Source organism: uncultured Castellaniella sp. (assembly GCF_937988725.1).
Taxonomy (GTDB): domain Bacteria; phylum Pseudomonadota; class Gammaproteobacteria; order Burkholderiales; family Burkholderiaceae_B; genus Castellaniella.
The window spans coordinates 299,307-316,439 of record NZ_CALKHS010000004.1; the positions used below are offsets into that span (position 1 = coordinate 299,307).

A 17,133-nucleotide genomic window follows, 5' to 3' on the forward strand; every position below is an offset into this window, starting at 1 on the left:
GGGCCGGAGTTTTTTGCGTACCGCGGGCGGGTCGCCCGAACCGATCAGCCGCGCGCCTTGCGCAGCGCGTGCCGGTGCAGCCATTCGCCGATGATGCCGCGGCGGAAGGTCAGCACGCAGATGACGAAGATCAGCCCGATGACGATGGTGACGGATTCGCCCAGCACCCGGAACCACTGGATGCCGGTTTCCTGCATCAGGAAGCGCCCGATGTCGCCGACCTTGTTTTCCAGCGCGACGACGATGACGGCGCCCAGCACCGGGCCGGTCAGTGTGCCCATGCCGCCGATGAGCGTCATCAGGATCACCATGCCGGACATCTGCCAGGTCGCGTCCGACAGGGTGGCCGAGACGAACACCACCGATTTGGTGGCGCCCGCCAGCCCCGACAGGGCCGCCGACAGCACGAAGGCCAGCAGCTTGAAGCGGTCGACGTGGTAGCCCAGGGACACCATGCGGGCCTCGTTTTCGCGGATGGCCTTCAGCGCCTGGCCGAAGGGCGAATGCACCGTGCGCCAGATGAGCGCATAGCCCAGCACGAAGATCGCCATCACCACGTAGTACAGATTGATGTCCCGGGTGAGATCCAGCCCCAGGATGCTGCCGCGCGGAATGCCCTGCAGACCGTCCTCGCCGCCCGTGAAGGGCGCCTGCAGGAAGTAGAAGAACAGCATCTGCGCCAGGGCCAGGGTGATCATGGCGAAATAGATTCCGCTGCGCCGGATGGACAGGATGCCGAAGATCAGGCCCAGCAGCGCGGCGCTGGCCGTGCCGAACAGCAGGCCGCTGAAGGTGGGCCAGCCCCAGACGGTCAGGGCCTGGCCGCAGGCGTAGCCGGCCAGCCCGAGGAAGGCGGCATGGCCGAAGGACAGCAGGCCGGTGTAGCCCAGCAGCAGGTTGAAGGCGCAGGCGAACAGGGCATAGCACATGACCTTCATGATGAAGATCGGGTAGGCGCCCAGCGCGGGCAGCGCCGCGATCACCACGAAGGCGACCAGGTAGGCAAGCAGTTGTCGATTCATGATTCTTTCCCGAACAGCCCCGCCGGGCGCAGCAGCAGCACGATCACCATGATGATGAAGACCACGGTGCTGGAGGCCTCCGGCCAGAAGACCTTGGTGAAGCCTTCGATGACGCCCAGCCCCAGGCCGGTGACGATGGACCCCAGGATCGAGCCCATGCCGCCGATGACGACCACGGCGAACACCACGATGATCAGGTTGGATCCCATCAGGGGGGACACCTGCAGGATGGGGGCCGCCAGCACGCCGGCGAAGGCCGCCAGGCCCACGCCCAGCCCGAAGGTGAGCGAGATCATCAGCGGCACGTTGACCCCGAAGGCCTCGACGAGTTTGGCGTTTTCAGTGCCGGCCCGCAGCAGGGCGCCCAGGTGGGTCTTTTCGATCAGGAACCAGGTCAGCAGGCAGGCCAGGACGGACGCCACGACCACCCAGGCGCGATAGATCGGCAGATACATGAAGCCCAGGTTCACGCCGCCCTGCAGCAGCGCGGGGGTGGAATAGGGCTGTCCCGAGACCCCGTAGATGCTGCGGAACAGGCCTTCGATGATGAGCGCCAGGCCGAAGGTGAGCAGCAGGCCGTACAGGGGGTCGAGCTTGTACAGGTGGCGCAGCAGCAGGCGTTCGAGCAGGATGCCGAACAGCCCCACGACGATGGGCGAGAGCGCCAGCATCACCCAGTAGTTCAGACCTAGGTACTGCAGGCCCAGCCAGGCGACGAAAGCCCCCAGCATGTAGAGCGCGCCGTGGGTGAAATTGATGATGTTGAGCAGGCCGAAAATGATGGCCAGCCCGAGCGAGAGCACGGCGTAGAAGGAGCCGTTGACCAGGCCGAGCAGCAATTGCCCGAGCAGGGCCTGGATAGGAACACCGAAGAGTTCTGTCATAGGGCTGCAGCGAAGGGGGATGACTGGAACGCTGGATGAGCGCATGGCCCGGCCGTCGAGGCTGGGCCATGCGGCTCAGGCGTCGAGATTAGCCCTTGAGCAGGGGGCAGGTGGACGTGGATTCCGCGCCGTAGACCGATTCGGCGGGCAGGTCGCGGATGATGTTGTAGTAGTCCCAGGGAGCCTTGGACTGGTCGGGGCGCTTCACCTGGGCCAGGTACATGTCGTGCATGAACAGGCCGTCCTTGCGCACGTAGCCGTCCTTCGCGAACATGTCGTTGATCTTGTGGGACTTCAGGTACTGCATGATGGCGTCGCCATCGTCGGTGCCCGTGGCCTTGACGGCCTGCAGGTAGTTCAGGGCGGCGGAGTAGTCGGCCGCCTGGACGAAGGACGGCGCCCGGTTCAGCTTGTCGAAGAAGCGCTTGGACCAGGTGCGGGAAGCGTCGGACTGGTTCCAGTACCAGGGCGTGGTCAGGTACAGCCCCGCGGTGTTGTCCAGGCCCAGGGAATGGACATCGTTGATGAACACCAGCAGGCCGGCCAGTTTCATGGTCTTGGTGATGCCGAATTCCTTGGCGGCCTTGACGGAATTGATGAAGTCGCCGCCCGCGTTGGCCAGGCCCAGCACCTGGGCGCCCGAGCTTTGCGCCTGCAGCAGGAAGGACGAGAAGTCGGTGGTGGACAAGGGGGCGCGGACTTCGCCCAGGACCTTGCCGCCGTCCTTCTTCACGACCTTGGCGGTGTCCTGTTCCAGGGAATGGCCGAAGGCGTAGTCGGCCGTCAGGAAGAACCAGGTCTTGCCGCCTTCGCGCACCACGGCGGAACCGGTGCCGTTGGCCAGCGCCATCGTGTTGTAGGCGTAGTGCACGGTGTAGGGCGTGCATTTTTCATTGGTCAGCTGGGACGAGCCTGCGCCGATGGCGATGAAGGGTTTTTTCTTTTCAGCGGCTACGCCGGCCATGGCCAGGGCCGTGGCGGAATTGGTGCCGCCGATCAGCATGTCCATGTGCTGGGTGTCGAACCAGTCGCGGGCGCGGGCCGAGGCGATGTCGGCCTTGTTCTGGTGGTCGGCGGTCAGCAGTTCGATCTTTTTCCCATTGATCTCGCCCCCCATGTCGGCGATGGCCATGCGGATGGCGTCGGCCCCACCATTGCCGTCGACGTCGGCGTAGACCCCGGACATGTCGGTGATGAAGCCAATGCGGATGACGTCGTCGGACATCCCGGCGGCGTGAGCGGAAAGGCCAAATCCCAGGCCGGCTACGGCGAGTGCGGCGGATAGGGTACGCAATTTCATGGGAAGTCTCCTGAGGAAACCGGTTGTGCCGGTAGATGTCATGATGGATTCGTGTCAGACGCCCAACAGGCTGTCGAGCGTGGATTGTTTTTCCTGCAGCTGGGCGGCGGGGAATTCCTCGACGATCTGACCGTGTTCCATGATGTAGAAGTGGTCAGCCAGCGGCGCGGCGAAGCGGAAGTTCTGCTCGACCATGACGATGGTGTAGCCCTTGGCTTTCAGGGCGGTGATCATGCGGGCCAGGGCCTGCACGATGACGGGCGCCAGGCCTTCGGAAATTTCGTCGAGCAGCAGCAGATTGGCGCCGGTGCGCAGGATGCGCGCGACGGCCAGCATCTGCTGTTCGCCGCCGGACAGGCGGGTGCCCGGCGAGTGGCGGCGTTCGAGCAGATTGGGGAACATGTCGTAGATTTCGGCCAGCGACATGCCCCCGCCCAGGGTGTTGCCCACGGTCGGGGGCAGCAGCAGGTTTTCTTCGCAGGACAGGGAGGCGAAGATGCCGCGTTCTTCCGGGCAGTAGCCGATGCCTAGGTGGGCGATGCGGTAGGTGGGCAGGTGGATGGATTCGGTGCCCTGGATGCGGATGGAGCCCGTGCGCCGGCTGGTAAGCCCGAGCAGCGCCCGCAGCGTGGTGGTGCGCCCGGCGCCGTTGCGTCCCAGCAGGGTGACGACCTGGCCGGGCTCGACGCGCATGTCGACCCCGTGCAGCACGTGGGATTCCCCATACCACGCTTGCAGGTTGGAGATCTCCAGGGCGGGCGCGGTCATATCGCCCCCTTGGCGCTATGCGCTTCCCACGTCGCGGCCTGCATGCCGCTCCGATTCGTCAGGCGCAAGTCAGTCCGCGGGGACTGCCCTGCGTCCGGTCTTATCCCCCCGAGGGGGAATTCGCACTTGGGGCGGCCCTGCGTGCTCATGCACTTGCTCCTTCGAGTTCGCCTTGGGTGGTGCCCATGTAGGCTTCCATGACGGCGGGGTTGTTCGAGACGGCGGCGTAGTCGCCTTCGGCCAGCACCGACCCGCGCGCCAGCACGGTGATGCGGTCGGCGATGGAAGAGACGACCTTCATGTTGTGTTCGACCATCAGGATGGTGCGCCCGGCGCTGACCTGCTTGATGAGTTGGGTGACGCGGTCCACGTCTTCGTGGCCCATGCCCTGGGTGGGTTCGTCCAGCAGCATCAGGCTGGGTTCCATGGCCAGGGTGGTGGCGATTTCCAGGGCGCGCTTGCGGCCGTAGGGCAGGTTGACGGTGAGTTCGCCGGCGAAGTCCGCCAGGCCGACTTCGGCCAGCAGTTCCAGGGCCCGGGAGTTCAGGTGGTTCAGGCTGGTTTCGCTGCGCCAGAAATGAAAGGACAGGCCGGTGTTGCGCTGCAAGGCGATGCGCACGTTGTCCAGCACGGACAACTGCGGGAACACGGCTGAGATCTGGAAGGACCGGATGACGCCCTTGCGGGCGATCTCAGCGGGATTGTCGCGCGTGATCTCCTGGCCGTCGAAGAAGATCTGGCCCCTGGTGGGCGTCAGGAATTTGGTGAGCAGATTGAAGCAGGTGGTCTTGCCGGCCCCGTTGGGGCCGATCAGCGCGTGGATGTGGCCGCGCTGGACCTGCAGGTTGACGGCATCGACGGCGACGAATCCCAGGAAGGTTTTGGTCAGATCGCGGGTTTCGAGGATGGTGGATTGGTCCGTGCCCATAGAGCCCATTTGTCCTGTCGCAGTGCAGCGCCGTTTGGCGGAATGTTGCAAGTATGGGACGGATCGGCGCAGGTCTCCATAGGGGTTTTTCAGAGTTTCCCTGACGTCGAATAGAAATGCTGCGGTGCGGCGACCTAGGCCGGGCGGGTCTTGTCCGGGTAATCGCACAGGTCGCTGATCGGGCATTGCGGGCATTTGGGCTTGCGGGCCACGCAGACGTAGCGCCCGTGCAGGATCAGCCAATGGTGGGCGTCCAGCAGATAGTCTTTCGGGACGCGCTTCAGGAGCGCCCGCTCGACGGCCAGCACGGTTTTCCCCGGCGCGATGCCGGTGCGGTTGGCGACGCGGAAGATGTGCGTGTCCACCGCCATGGCGGCCTGCCGGAATGCCGTGTTCAGCACCACGTTGGCCGTCTTGCGGCCGACGCCGGGCAGGGCCTCCAGGGCCTCGCGGTTTTGCGGCACTTCGCCGCCGTGGCGCTCCAGCAGCAGTTCGCAGGTGCGGATCACGTTGCGGGCCTTGGTCTTGTACAGGCCGATGGTGCGGATGGCGTCCGTCAGGCCCTCCTCTCCCATGGCCAGCAGGCCTGCGGGCGTGCCGTGTTCGGGAAAGAAGCGGCGCGTGGCCAGATTCACCGATCGGTCGGTGGCCTGCGCCGACAGCATCACGGCGATCAGCAGCTGGAAGGTGCTGCCGTATTCCAGTTCGGTCTTGGGATGGGGGTTGGCTTCGCGCAGGCGGCGGAAGCATTCTTCGATGGCGGCGCGTTTCATGAGCGTCGTGCGCGCGCCCGGGCCAGAGCCTGGGCGATGCGGTCCTGTTTGTCGTGGTCGGTGGAGGCGGCGGCCAGCGCCGGCTTGTTGGCCAGGGTGCGGGCGGCCGGCCCGGCGGATTCCGCATGGCGGGCCAGCAGCCGCGCCGTGCGCGACTGGTAGCGTTCGCGGGCCGCCCGGGCGTCCTGCGAGGTCCAGGCGCGGCCGGCGGGCGCCATGGTGATGCAGTCGACCGGGCAGGGGGCCACGCACAGTTCGCAACCGGTGCAGTCGGCCTCGATGACGGTGTGCATGCTCTGGGCGGCGCCCAGGATGGCGTCCACGGGGCAGGCCTGGATGCACAGGGTGCAGCCGATGCAGTGCTCTTCGTCGATCAGCGCGACGCGGAACGGCTGGTGGACGCCGCAGTCGGGGTCCAGCGGCCTGGCCGGCCGGTCCAGCCGCCGCGACAGGGCGGCGATGGTCTGCGGCCCGCCGGGCGGGCAGCGATTGGTGTCGGCCTTGCCCTCGGCCATGGCCTGCGCATAGGGCCGGCAGCCGTCAAAGCCGCATTGCCCGCACTGCGTCTGCGGCAGCAGGGCGTCCAGTTCGTCGGTGAGAGAAGCCATGGGGGAAACGGGTTGCGCTGAAACACCGCGCCGTGCCGTGTCCAGGGCGGGGCGCGCCGCCGTCCGGGCGATGCGACGCCCGGACCGCTGACGCGTGCGATGGATCAGGCGTGGGCGCGGATGAACGCCGAGATTTTAGGACAGATCTGGGAACGCCAGCGCCGACCGGAGAAGATCCCGTAGTGGCCGCAGTCCTTCGCCGTGTGGATTTCCCGCATCGAGGGCGACAGGTTGGCGCACAGATGATGGGCCGCGTGGGTCTGGCCGGAACCCGAGATGTCGTCGAGTTCGCCTTCGATGGTCAGCAGCGCGGTCTTGCGGATGGCGGCGGGTTCCACCAGGGCGCCGTCGATGGTCCAGGTGCCCATGGGCAGGCGGAATTCCTGGAAGACGGTGCGGATGGTGTCCAGGTAGAAGCGGGCCGGCATGTCCAGCACGGCGTTGTATTCGTCGTAGAAGCGGCGGTGGGCTTCCGCGTCGTTGTCGTCGCCGCGCAGCAGGTGCAGGTAGAAGTCGTAGTGGGACTTCAGGTGGCGGTCGGGATTCATGGCGACGAAGCCCGCGTGCTGCAGGAAGCCGGGATACACCAAGCGCCCCGCGCCGGGATAGCGGGCCGGCACGCGATGGATCAGGTTGTCCTCGAACCAGGCGTAGGGCTTGGTCGTGGCCAGGCGGTTGACCTGGGTGGGGGATTTGCGGGTGTCGATCGGGCCGCCCATCATGATCATGCTGCGCGGCTGACAGGGATCGTCGGCGCTGGCCAGCAGGGAGACGGCGGCCAGCACGGGCACCGTGGGCTGGCAGACCGACATCACGTGCGCGTCGGGCCCCAGGTGGCGCAGGAAGGTCTGGATGTAGTGCACATAGTCGTCCAGCCCGAAGGTGCCTTCGGCGGCCGGCACCATGCGCGCGTCGATCCAGTCGGTGACGTAGATGTCGTGGTCGGGCAGCAGCGCCCGGACGGTGTCGCGCAGCAGCGTGGCGTGGTGGCCCGAGAGCGGCGCCACCAGCAGGACGCGGGGATCCTGGCGCCGGACGTCGCGGCGGAAGTGCACCAGGCGGCAGAAAGGCTGGGCCAGGGCGATGTCCTCGGCGACGGCGACGTCCCGGCCGTTGATGGTCGTGACGGGGAGGTTCCAGTCGGGTTTCTCGTAGTCCTTGCCCATGCGGTGCGCCAGTTCGTACGTCGCGGCGAATTGCCGGGACAGGGGCGTGTAGGCCAGCGGGCTGTAGGGATTGGAGAACAGCTGGGACCCCGTTTCGGTGAAGGCGGTGAAGGGGGCCAGAAGAGAGCGTTGCAGCTCGTGGAGATCGTACAGCATGGATGGTTGTTCCAGTGGTCGTCGACGGCGCAGATCATGCGCCCTCATATCGATAGTCTGGATTTAAAGTACCGGTAATCGTTACGATGCGCTACCGGAATTACCCCAGAAGGGCGGATTCCCTGCCGTGGGTGTGGGATTTTGCAGACAGGCGCGGCGCGGCCGCGCCGGCGGACGGCGGGGCGCCGGAACGGTCAGGGACGTTCCAGGTATTTGAGCTTGTCGGCGACGCCGTTCCATTCGTCGGCGCCGTCCAGGGCCTGGATGGAACGGTTGATGGGCCCGAAGATGGGGGACAGTTCGGCGTTCAAGGGGATGTAATCGACCTGGTCCTGAGGCACGTCTTCTTCGGCGAAGATGGCGTTGGCGGGGCATTCCGGCACGCAGACGGCGCAGTCGATGCATTCTTCGGGGTCGATGACCAGGAAGTTGGGCCCTTCGCGAAAACAGTCCACCGGACAGACATCGACGCAGTCGGTGTATTTACATTTGATGCAGTTTTCGGTGACGACGTGGGTCATGAGGGGAACTCCGGGGCAGGCAAACAGAGGCTGGTGACGGCCAAGAGGGATTTTACCGAATTTATCCGGGTCAACCCGCAGAGCCCGATATGGGGATAGGGATGGGGCCGCGCGAACGATATCCCGGGGCTTTCGGCGGGCGGCGGCGACCCTCGCCCAAGGACTCAAGTAGTATAGAGGGGTGGCCTGTTGCGGCCGTCTTTCCTTGCGTTTCCTTGCCATGAGCCTTCCTTCGCAGACAGCATCGACCGACCCGTTTGATCCGGACTGGTTCCGGGCGGCTACCCAGGACCTGGATGCCGATGGAGTCGAACTGCTGCGGCAGGCGGTGGACTGGGTGCGCGAACCCCTGCGCCAGACGCGGGCCAGCACCGGCGAGCCCCTGGACGCGCACTGCGCGGCCGTGGCCCTGATCCTGCGGGACCTGGGCTCGGATGCCGCGACGCGGGCGGGCGCCTTGCTGGCGGTGCAGCCGGTGCCGGCGGGCGAACTCTCCCGCGCGGACCCCTTGCGCAAGGCCTTCGGCCCCGAAGTCGCCACGCTGGTGCAGGGCGCGCGCGCCCTGCTGCACCTGGGGGCCGTGGCCGGGCGGGCAGGGGACGAATCCGGGGCCGACCAGAAGGAGATGCAGCGCAAGATGCTGCTGGCCATGGCGGCCGACCTGCGCATCGTGCTGATGCGCCTGGCCTCGCGCCTGCAGTCGCTGCGCTGGTTCGCCGCGACCCGCACGCCCTGTCCCGCGGAATTCGCGCGGGAAACCATGGCGCTCTACACGCCGCTGGCCAACCGGCTGGGGATCTGGCAGCTGAAATGGGAAATGGAGGACCTGTCCTTCCGCTTCCTGCAGCCCGATACCTACAAGACCATCGCCCGCCAGCTCGAGGAAAAGCGCGTCGAGCGCGAGGCGTTCATCGACGGCGTGGTGGCTCGCCTGCAGGCCGCGCTGGACGACGCCCGCATCCAGGCGGAGATCAGCGGCCGCCCCAAGCACATCTACAGCATCTGGAACAAGATGCGCATCAAGCACCTGGAATTCCACCAGCTGTTCGACCTGCGGGCCCTGCGCGTGATCGTGGCCGACGAGCGCACCTGCTATGCGGTGCTGGCGCTGGTGCATGCCCTGTGGACCCCGGTGCCGGAGGAATTCGACGATTACATCGCGCGGCCCAAGCCCAACGGCTACCGGTCCCTGCACACGGTGGTGGCGGACGGCCAGGGGCGGGCCTTCGAGGTGCAGATCCGCACGCGGGACATGCACCAGTTCGCCGAATTCGGCATGGCGGCGCACTGGCGCTACAAGGAAGCCGGGGCCCGGGGCGGGCAGGTGGCGGCGTCGGGGGAATACGACCAGAAGATCGCCTGGATGCGCCAGCTGCTGGCCTGGAAGGAAGACGGCGGCCCGGCGCCCGCGCCCGAGGCGCCGCGCAGCGAGCGGCACATCTACGTGATGACGCCGCAGGCCCGCGTGCTGGAATTGCCCGAGGGCGCCACCCCCGTCGATTTCGCCTATCTGCTGCATACCGATCTGGGGCACCGCTGCCGCGGCGCCCGGGTCGACGGCCAGATGGTGCCCCTGTCCACGCCGCTGCGCACCGGCCAGACCGTGGAGATCATCGCCGCCAAGTCGGGCGGGCCGTCCCGGGACTGGCTCAATCCGCAGTTGGCCTATCTGGCCAGCCCGCGCGCCCGGTCCAAGGTCCGGGCCTGGTTCAATGCGGTGGAACTGCAGCAGCGCATCGCCCAGGGCCAGACGATGGTCGAAAAGGAACTGCAGCGCCTGGGCAGGACCGCCGTCAACCAGGAACACCTGGCCCAGCAGCTGGGGTTCGCCCGGGCGGATGATCTGTACGTGGCGGCCGCCAAGGAAGAATTCAGCCTGCGGCAGATCGACCAGGCCTTCCGCGAACCGGAAGCCGAGCCGGCGATGCCGGACGAGGCCCGCGTCTATGCCAGCGATGCCGGCAGCGTGGCGCGCACCGGCAAAAGCGGGGTGCTGGTGGTGGGGGTGGATTCCCTGCTCACGCAGCTGGCCCGCTGCTGCCGTCCGGCGCCGCCGGACGCCATCGAAGGCTTCGTGACGCGGGGCCGCGGGGTGTCCATCCACCGGCGGGACTGCGCGTCCTGGGCGGCGCTGGCCCAGCGGCATCCGGAACGCTGCATCGAGGTCGCCTGGGGAGAAACCGGTCAGGCCCTCTATCCGGTGGACCTCAGCATCCATGCCCAGGACCGGCCCAATCTCCTGCGGGATCTGTCCGAGATCTTCGCCCGCCTGCGGCTGCGGGTGGTGCGGGTGACGACCCACAGCCGGCGGTCCCTGGCGCACATGGTGTTCACGATCGAAGTGCGCGACGGCGCGCAGATCCGCCAGGCGCTGGATGCCGTCAATGAGCTGCCGGGCGTCCAGGCCAGCCGGCAATAGCCGGGCGGGGCGGGCCGGATGCGGCAGCGGCGGCTGCCCATCGGCCCGCGCTGCTAAAATGGTCGTTTGGCTGGCCGCTGTGGCCCGCCCCGCCCGGTTCGGGCACCTTTGAAGCGAGTCTGGATTTGAAACCCTATCATTTGCCGGATGCCCAGGGGCATTTTGGCCAGTTTGGCGGTTCGTTCGTGGCCGAAACCCTGGTGCACGCCCTGGACGCCCTGCAGAAAGCCTATGAGCACTACCGGGACGATCCTGAATTCCTGCGCGAATTCGCCGACGAACTGGAACACTTCGTCGGGCGCCCCAGCCCGGTCTACCATGCGCGGCGCTGGTCGCAGCAGCTGGGCGGAGCCCAGATCTGGTTCAAGCGCGAAGACCTGAACCACACCGGCGCCCACAAGGTCAACAATTGCATCGGACAGGCCCTGCTCGCCCGCCGCATGGGCAAGCCGCGCGTGATCGCCGAAACCGGCGCCGGCCAGCACGGCGTGGCGACCGCCACGGTGGCCGCCCGCTACGGCCTGGAGTGCGTGGTCTACATGGGCAGCGAGGACGTGCGCCGCCAGGCATCCAACGTCTACCGCATGAAGCTGCTGGGCGCTACGGTGGTCCCGGTGGAATCCGGCTCGCGCACCCTGAAGGACGCCCTGAACGAGGCCATGCGCGACTGGGTCACCAACGTCGAAAACACCTTCTACATCATCGGCACGGTGGCGGGTCCGCACCCGTATCCGCTGATGGTGCGCGATTTCCAGACCATCATCGGGCGCGAATGCCTGGAACAGATGCCGCGCGACGCGGGACGCCAGCCCGACTACGTGGTGGCTTCCGTGGGCGGGGGATCCAACGCCATCGGCATCTTCCATCCCTACATCGAACATGAGTCCGTGCGCCTGATCGGCGTCGAGGCCGCCGGCGAAGGCCTGGACAGCGGCCACCATGCCGCCTCCCTGAATCGCGGGGTGGTGGGCGTGCTGCACGGCAACCGCACGTACCTGCTGCAGGATGCCAACGGCCAGATCACCGAGACCCATTCGATTTCCGCCGGCCTGGACTATCCGGGCGTCGGGCCGGAACACGCCTGGCTGAAGGATTCGGGGCGGGCCCAGTATGTGGGCATCACGGACCAGGAAGCCCTGGCCGCCTTTCACAATTGCTGCCGCATCGAAGGCATCATGCCGGCGCTGGAATCCGCCCATGCCATCGCCTACGCCGCCAAACTCGCGCCCACGCTGCCCAAGGACCAGATCATCCTGGTCAATCTGTCGGGACGCGGCGACAAGGACATGCATACCGTGGCCGAAACCAGCGGCATCGCGCTTTAGGAGCCTCTCTTGACTGCATCCAATCACCGCCTGGCGGCTGCCTTCTCCGGCCTGTCGGGGGGCACGGCCCTGATCCCCTACATCACGGCCGGAGACCCGCTGGTCACGTCCACGCCTGCGCTGATGCAGGCGCTGGTGGCGGCGGGCGCCAATGTCATCGAACTGGGCGTGCCGTTTTCCGATCCCATGGCCGACGGCCCGGTCATCCAGCAGGCCGGGGAACGCGCCATCGCGGCCGGCGTCAGCCTGACTCGGGTGCTGGACCTGGTGGCCGAGTTCCGCCGCCAGGACGACCGCACGCCGGTCGTGCTGATGGGCTACGCCAATCCCATCGAATGCATGGGCCGGGACGAATTCGTGCGGCGCGCGGCCCAGGCGGGCGTGGACGGAGTCCTGGTCGTGGACTACACCCCCGAGGAATCCGCCGATTTCGCCGCCGGCCTGTCGGCGGCCGGCATCGATCCCATCTACCTGCTGGCGCCGACCTCCACCGAGTCCCGGATGGCCGATGTCGCGCGCCTGGCCCGGGGTTATGTGTACTATGTGTCCCTGAAGGGCGTCACCGGCGCCGGCCACCTGGATACCGACGACGTGGCCCGGCATCTGGCCGCCATCCGCCGCCACATCACGATTCCCGTGGGCGTCGGGTTCGGCATCCGGGATGCGGCCAGCGCCGCCCGGCTGGCGCCTCATGCCGATGCCGTCGTCATCGGCAGCAAACTGATTCAAATCATCGAGGAAGCCTCGCGCAGCGAGGGTCCCCAGGCCGCGGTGGGCGCTGCCGCCGCATGGCTGGCCGACGTCCGCCAGGCCCTCGATCACGTCCAAAAAGGTCAAGCATGAGCTGGTTCGAAAAAATCCTGCCCCCGCGCATCAATCGCCAACATGATTCGGGGTCCAAGCGGGTCCCGGAAGGCCTGTGGGTCAAATGCCCCTCGTGCGAATCCGTCCTGTATAAAGAAGACCTGCTGGCGACCCTGAACGTCTGCCCGAAATGCAGTCATCACATGCGCATCGGGGCCCGGGCGCGGATCGACGCGCTGCTGGACCCGGAAGGCCGGGTCGAGATCGGCGGCCAGACGCGCCCCATGGATCCCCTGAAGTTCAAGGATTCGCGCAAATACCCGGAACGCGTGTCCGAAGCGACCAAGCAGACCGGCGAATCCGAAGCCATGGTCGTCATGAGCGGCACGATCCTGTCGGTGCCCGCCGTGCTGGCCTGCTTTGAATTCTCGTTCATGGGCGGTTCGATGGGCTCGGTGGTGGGCGAACGCTTCGCCCGGGGCGTCCAGGCGGCCATCGACCACCGCATGCCCTTCATCTGCGTGTCGTCCTCGGGCGGCGCCCGCATGCAGGAATCGCTGTTTTCCCTGATGCAGATGGCCAAGACCACGGCCATGCTGCATCAGCTGTCCGAAGCCGGCCTGCCGTTCATCAGCATTCTCACGGATCCCACCATGGGCGGCGTGTCCGCGTCCTTCGCCTTCATGGGCGACGTCGTCATGGCCGAACCCAATGCCCTGATCGGCTTCGCCGGTCCGCGCGTGATCGAGCAGACCGTGCGCGAGAAACTGCCGGAAGGCTTCCAGCGGGCCGAGTTCCTGCTGACCAAGGGCGCCATCGATTGCGTCGTCGATCGCCGCGAGATGCAGGCCGAACTGGCCCACATCCTGGCCCTGTTCACCCGCCAGCCGATCGAAGTCGTTTCCAAGGCGGCCTGATGCCGGGAGCGGGCGCTCCGGCGCCCGCCTGATCGTTCCGTCCGACGCATGAAAAAGGCCCAGGATCTGTGAAGATCCCGGGCCTTTTTGTCGCAGGCCGCCCCCGTCAGGGGGCGGCCCGGATCACGCCATCAATGCGAGGTTTCCACCTGCTGCAGGGGTTCTTCCTGCGTCTTGGCGACGGTCTTGCGGGCGCGGCCCAGGGGCTTGGGCGCCGCGACCGGTTCGGCCGGGGCGGTTCCCGCCCGGGTTTCGATGAGCTGCATCCCGGCGGAGCGCAGGGATTCGTCGATCGAAGGCAGGACGATCGGGTGATCGCTGTCATCGGCCGATTCGGGCACCGGCGCCGCGGGCGGCAGCCCGAACGCCGGGGCTGCGGGGGCCTTGGCGGCGGTTTCGGGCAGGTCGGCCGGCTCGGCGGGGGCCGCTTCAGGTTCCGGCGTCGAAGTGAGAACCGGGGCCGGCGCTTCGGGAGTGGCGGTGTCCTGCGTCACGACTTCGGGCGCCGTCGCGACGGCGGCCGGGGGGGTCTCGGCTTCTTCAGTCGGGATGGCGACCGTTTCTTCCGCCTGGGCGATGACCGGGGCGGCGGGTTCCTCGACTTTCCGGACGGGCTCCTCGACTTCCCGGGTGGACGGCTCGTCGGCGGCGACGGGAGCGGTATCCTGCGTGTCCGTTTCTTCCGCGTTCAGGGCTTCCGGGTCGAAGCGCGGCGTTTCGTGCGTTTCGAGATCGCCGGCGGCGGCTTCAGCCGTATCCGGAGATTCCGTGCCGACGGCGGATTCCGCGCCTTCGCCGGTGCGGCGACCGCGACGGCCGCGACGGCGGCGGCGCTTGCGTTCCGGATCCGGGCTGTCCAGGCCGGCGTCCCCGTCCGTATCGACGGCGGGGCCGGCCACCAGGTCGGCGTCGGTGTCGGCGGGCGTCGGGGCGAATTGCGTGTCGTCCTGAGCGGCGGCCGGGGCGGGGAGGGTTTCGACGGCCGGAGCGGCCACGGCGGCGGCCGTGGTCAGTTCCACGACGTCGCTTGCGGCCTGGTCCTGCGCGTCTTCGGCGCGGCTGCGGCCGCGGCCCCGGCGGCTGCGGCCGCGACGCGGCTCGGCCGTGTCCTGCGCGGCATCCGCCGTGGCGACGGCGGGTCTGGCCGTCTGGGGCGCGCGGTCTTCGGAGGCGCGCTCGCGGCGCTGGGCGGGGCGGCTGTCCGAGGACTTCTCCGCGCGTTCGGCGCGGTCGGGGGATTCCGTCTTGTCGGCGCGGCCGTTGCGGTCGCCGCGGCCATTGGCGCGGGATTCCGGACGGCGGCCATTGTGGCGGCCGGCGCCGTTGCGGCGGCGGCTGTCATCTTCCCGGCGGGTCGGGGCGGCCGGCGCGGATTCCGCAGGCGCGGCCGCCGGTTCGGCGGAGCCGCTGAACCAGGACAGGATGCGCTTGAACAGGCCGCGCGAGGCGTCGGCGGCGGGCGCCGGCGCGGGGGCGGCGGCAGCGGCCTTGGCCGGACGCTCGACGTGGTGCGGCGCCGGCTGGGCCGGCTGGATGCCCTTGACGAGGGCTTCCGGACGCGACTTGGCTTCCTGGTCCTTGTTGGGCTGCCAGACGACCTTGTCTTCGGGTTCCTGGACCAGTTCGAAGCTGGTCTTGTTGTCGTCCAGGCGGGGATCGTCGTGGCGCAGCCGCTCGATGTGGTGATGCGGCGTTTCCAGGGACTTGTTGGGGATCAGGACCAGATTGACCTTCAGGCGCGATTCGATCTGGCTGATGTCGTGGCGCTTCTCGTTCAGCAGGAAGGTGGCGACGTCCACCGGCACCTGGGCGTGCAGGGCGGCGGTGCCTTCCTTCATGGCTTCTTCCTGCAGCAGGCGCAGCACGTGCAGGGCGCTGGATTCGGCATCGCGGATGACGCCGGTGCCGGTGCAGCGCGGGCAGGTGACGTGCGAACCTTCGTTCAGGGCGGGGCGCAGGCGCTGGCGGGACAGTTCCATCAGGCCGAAGCGGGAAATCTTGCCCATCTGGACGCGGGCCCGGTCGAAGTGCAGGGCGTCGCGCAGGCGCTGTTCGACGGCGCGCTGGTTCTTGCCTTCTTCCATGTCGATGAAGTCGATCACGATCAGGCCGCCCAGGTCGCGCAGGCGCAGCTGGCGGGCGACTTCGTCGGCCGCTTCCACGTTGGTGCGCAGGGCGGTTTCCTCGATGTCGGCGCCCCGGGTGGAACGGGCCGAGTTGACGTCCACGGCCACCAGGGCTTCGGTGTGATCGATGACGATGGCGCCGCCCGAGGGCAGCGTCACCGTGCGCGAATAGGCGGTTTCGATCTGGTGTTCGATCTGGAAGCGGGAAAACAGCGGCACGTCGTCGCGGTAGCGCTTCACGCGATTGACGTTGTCGGGCATGACCACGCTCATGAAGGCCGTGGCCTGATCGTGGATGTCGTCCGTGTCGATCAGGATTTCACCGATTTCAGGCGAAAAATAGTCGCGGATGGCGCGGATGACCAGGCTGGATTCCAGATAGATCAGGATCGGAGCCTTGTTTTCGCGGGCGGCGCCGTCGATGGCGGTCCACAGCTGCAGCAGGTAGTTCAGGTCCCATTGCAGTTCTTCCACGCTGCGGCCGATGCCGGCCGTGCGGGCGATCATGCTCATGCCGGCCGGGATTTCCAGCTGGTCCATGGTGTCGCGCAGTTCCTGGCGGTCTTCGCCTTCCACGCGGCGCGAGACGCCGCCGCCGCGCGGGTTGTTGGGCATCAGGACCAGGTACCGGCCCGCCAGGGAGATGAAGGTCGTCAGGGCCGCGCCTTTATTGCCGCGCTCTTCCTTTTCGACCTGGATGATGAGCTCCTGGCCTTCGGTCAGCGCATCCTGGATGCGCGCCGTGCGCACGTCCACGCCTTCCTTGAAGTAGGTGCGGGCGACTTCCTTGAAGGGCAGGAAGCCGTGGCGTTCTTCGCCGTAGCTGACGAAGCAGGCTTCCAGACCCGGTTCGATGCGGGTGATGACGCCTTTGTAGATATTGCCTTTGCGCTGTTCGCGCCCGGCGGTTTCAATGTCCAGGTCGATGAGCTTCTGGCCATCGACAATGGCGACGCGTAGTTCTTCTTGGTGCGTCGCATTGAACAGCATGCGTTTCATGAGTGGGTTTCTCCGTTGTCAGGGCGCGCCGGATTCGGCGCACGACCACGGGTCACTCGGTGTGCATAGCGGCAGTCTGCGGTGGAGGTGGCTGCGGACGAAATCAGGCCGCGCCAGTCTCCGGTAAGAGTGGCACGGCGCGCTGGTGAGCGCGAGGTTCTGGCAGCAGGGAGGTCAAGGGCACGGTCGTGGTTGACGAAAGGTTGCTGGGAACGGCGGACGCGCGAAACACGGCGTCCGGTGCGGAAGAGCGAGCAGAAATCTGCGGCGTCGCACGCGGCTTGTCGATTTCCCTGCCCGATGTGGCGGGCGGAGAAACCGGGACAGAACCGGCGACCAAGGACCCAGAGACCGAAATCCAGGCAGTACAATGATGTCCCTGCAGCCCGGCGGAGCGCATGCCTTGCGTCTCTACGT

The 17,133-nt window shown here is 67.2% G+C and carries 14 protein-coding genes; 4 read left to right on the plus strand and 10 right to left on the minus strand.

The window, feature by feature from the left end; translation table 11 throughout:
* Window positions 1–44: 44 nt before the first annotated feature.
* The 9 genes from Q0263_RS04895 to fdxA all read right to left on the minus strand — a co-directional run bounded on the left by Q0263_RS04895 (window position 45) and on the right by fdxA (window position 8,126).
* Window positions 45–1,022 carry a branched-chain amino acid ABC transporter permease gene (locus tag Q0263_RS04895; protein ID WP_298013866.1) on the minus strand — a complete coding sequence of 326 codons (978 nt, stop codon included), beginning with the start codon at window positions 1,020–1,022 and terminating at the stop codon, window positions 45–47.
* Window positions 1,019–1,906: a branched-chain amino acid ABC transporter permease gene (locus tag Q0263_RS04900; protein WP_298013868.1), complete on the minus strand. Its 888-nt coding sequence runs from the start codon at window positions 1,904–1,906 to the stop codon at window positions 1,019–1,021. The genes Q0263_RS04895 and Q0263_RS04900 overlap by 4 nt, the downstream gene beginning before the upstream one ends.
* 88 nt (window positions 1,907–1,994) lie before the next feature.
* Window positions 1,995–3,206 (minus strand): ABC transporter substrate-binding protein, encoded by a 1,212-nt coding sequence (locus Q0263_RS04905; protein ID WP_298013870.1) that lies wholly within the window; start codon window positions 3,204–3,206, stop codon window positions 1,995–1,997.
* Between the two features lie 54 nt (window positions 3,207–3,260).
* A complete protein-coding gene (locus tag Q0263_RS04910) occupies window positions 3,261–3,974 on the minus strand; it encodes an ABC transporter ATP-binding protein (RefSeq protein ID WP_298013872.1) in 714 nt (237 codons plus the stop codon).
* A 145-nt stretch (window positions 3,975–4,119) separates the two neighbouring features.
* On the minus strand, window positions 4,120–4,902 hold the full coding sequence (locus tag Q0263_RS04915) for an ABC transporter ATP-binding protein (RefSeq protein WP_298013874.1): 783 nt from the start codon (window positions 4,900–4,902) through the stop codon (window positions 4,120–4,122).
* A 134-nt stretch (window positions 4,903–5,036) separates the two neighbouring features.
* Window positions 5,037–5,675, minus strand: a complete 639-nt coding sequence (nth, locus tag Q0263_RS04920; protein ID WP_298013877.1) for an endonuclease III — start codon at window positions 5,673–5,675, stop codon at window positions 5,037–5,039.
* Entirely contained in the window at window positions 5,672–6,283 is a 612-nt protein-coding gene (locus Q0263_RS04925; RefSeq protein WP_298013879.1) for an RnfABCDGE type electron transport complex subunit B, read from the minus strand. The genes nth and Q0263_RS04925 overlap by 4 nt, the downstream gene beginning before the upstream one ends.
* Window positions 6,284–6,387: 104 nt before the next feature.
* On the minus strand, window positions 6,388–7,605 hold the full coding sequence (gene phaZ, locus Q0263_RS04930; RefSeq protein ID WP_298013881.1) for a polyhydroxyalkanoate depolymerase: 1,218 nt from the start codon (window positions 7,603–7,605) through the stop codon (window positions 6,388–6,390).
* A gap of 194 nt (window positions 7,606–7,799) precedes the next feature.
* Window positions 7,800–8,126, minus strand: coding sequence for a ferredoxin FdxA (gene fdxA, locus Q0263_RS04935; RefSeq protein ID WP_298013883.1), 327 nt, complete (start codon window positions 8,124–8,126; stop codon window positions 7,800–7,802).
* A gap of 220 nt (window positions 8,127–8,346) precedes the next feature.
* Here fdxA and Q0263_RS04940 point away from each other — a divergent pair, with 220 nt between their 5' ends.
* The 4 genes from Q0263_RS04940 (at window position 8,347) to accD (ending at window position 13,591) form a co-directional block, all read left to right on the plus strand.
* Window positions 8,347–10,545, plus strand: coding sequence for a bifunctional (p)ppGpp synthetase/guanosine-3',5'-bis(diphosphate) 3'-pyrophosphohydrolase (locus tag Q0263_RS04940; RefSeq protein ID WP_298013885.1), 2,199 nt, complete (start codon window positions 8,347–8,349; stop codon window positions 10,543–10,545).
* Between the two features lie 125 nt (window positions 10,546–10,670).
* Entirely contained in the window at window positions 10,671–11,870 is a 1,200-nt protein-coding gene (trpB, locus tag Q0263_RS04945; RefSeq protein ID WP_298013887.1) for a tryptophan synthase subunit beta, read from the plus strand.
* Between the two features lie 9 nt (window positions 11,871–11,879).
* Entirely contained in the window at window positions 11,880–12,713 is an 834-nt protein-coding gene (gene trpA, locus Q0263_RS04950; RefSeq protein ID WP_298013890.1) for a tryptophan synthase subunit alpha, read from the plus strand.
* On the plus strand, window positions 12,710–13,591 hold the full coding sequence (gene accD / locus Q0263_RS04955; protein WP_298013893.1) for an acetyl-CoA carboxylase, carboxyltransferase subunit beta: 882 nt from the start codon (window positions 12,710–12,712) through the stop codon (window positions 13,589–13,591). Before trpA ends, accD begins: the two co-directional genes overlap by 4 nt.
* A gap of 131 nt (window positions 13,592–13,722) precedes the next feature.
* Here the strand turns inward: accD and Q0263_RS04960 are convergent, their stop codons facing one another.
* On the minus strand, window positions 13,723–16,716 hold the full coding sequence (locus Q0263_RS04960; protein WP_298013896.1) for an Rne/Rng family ribonuclease: 2,994 nt from the start codon (window positions 16,714–16,716) through the stop codon (window positions 13,723–13,725).
* Window positions 16,717–17,133: the final 417 nt, after the last annotated feature.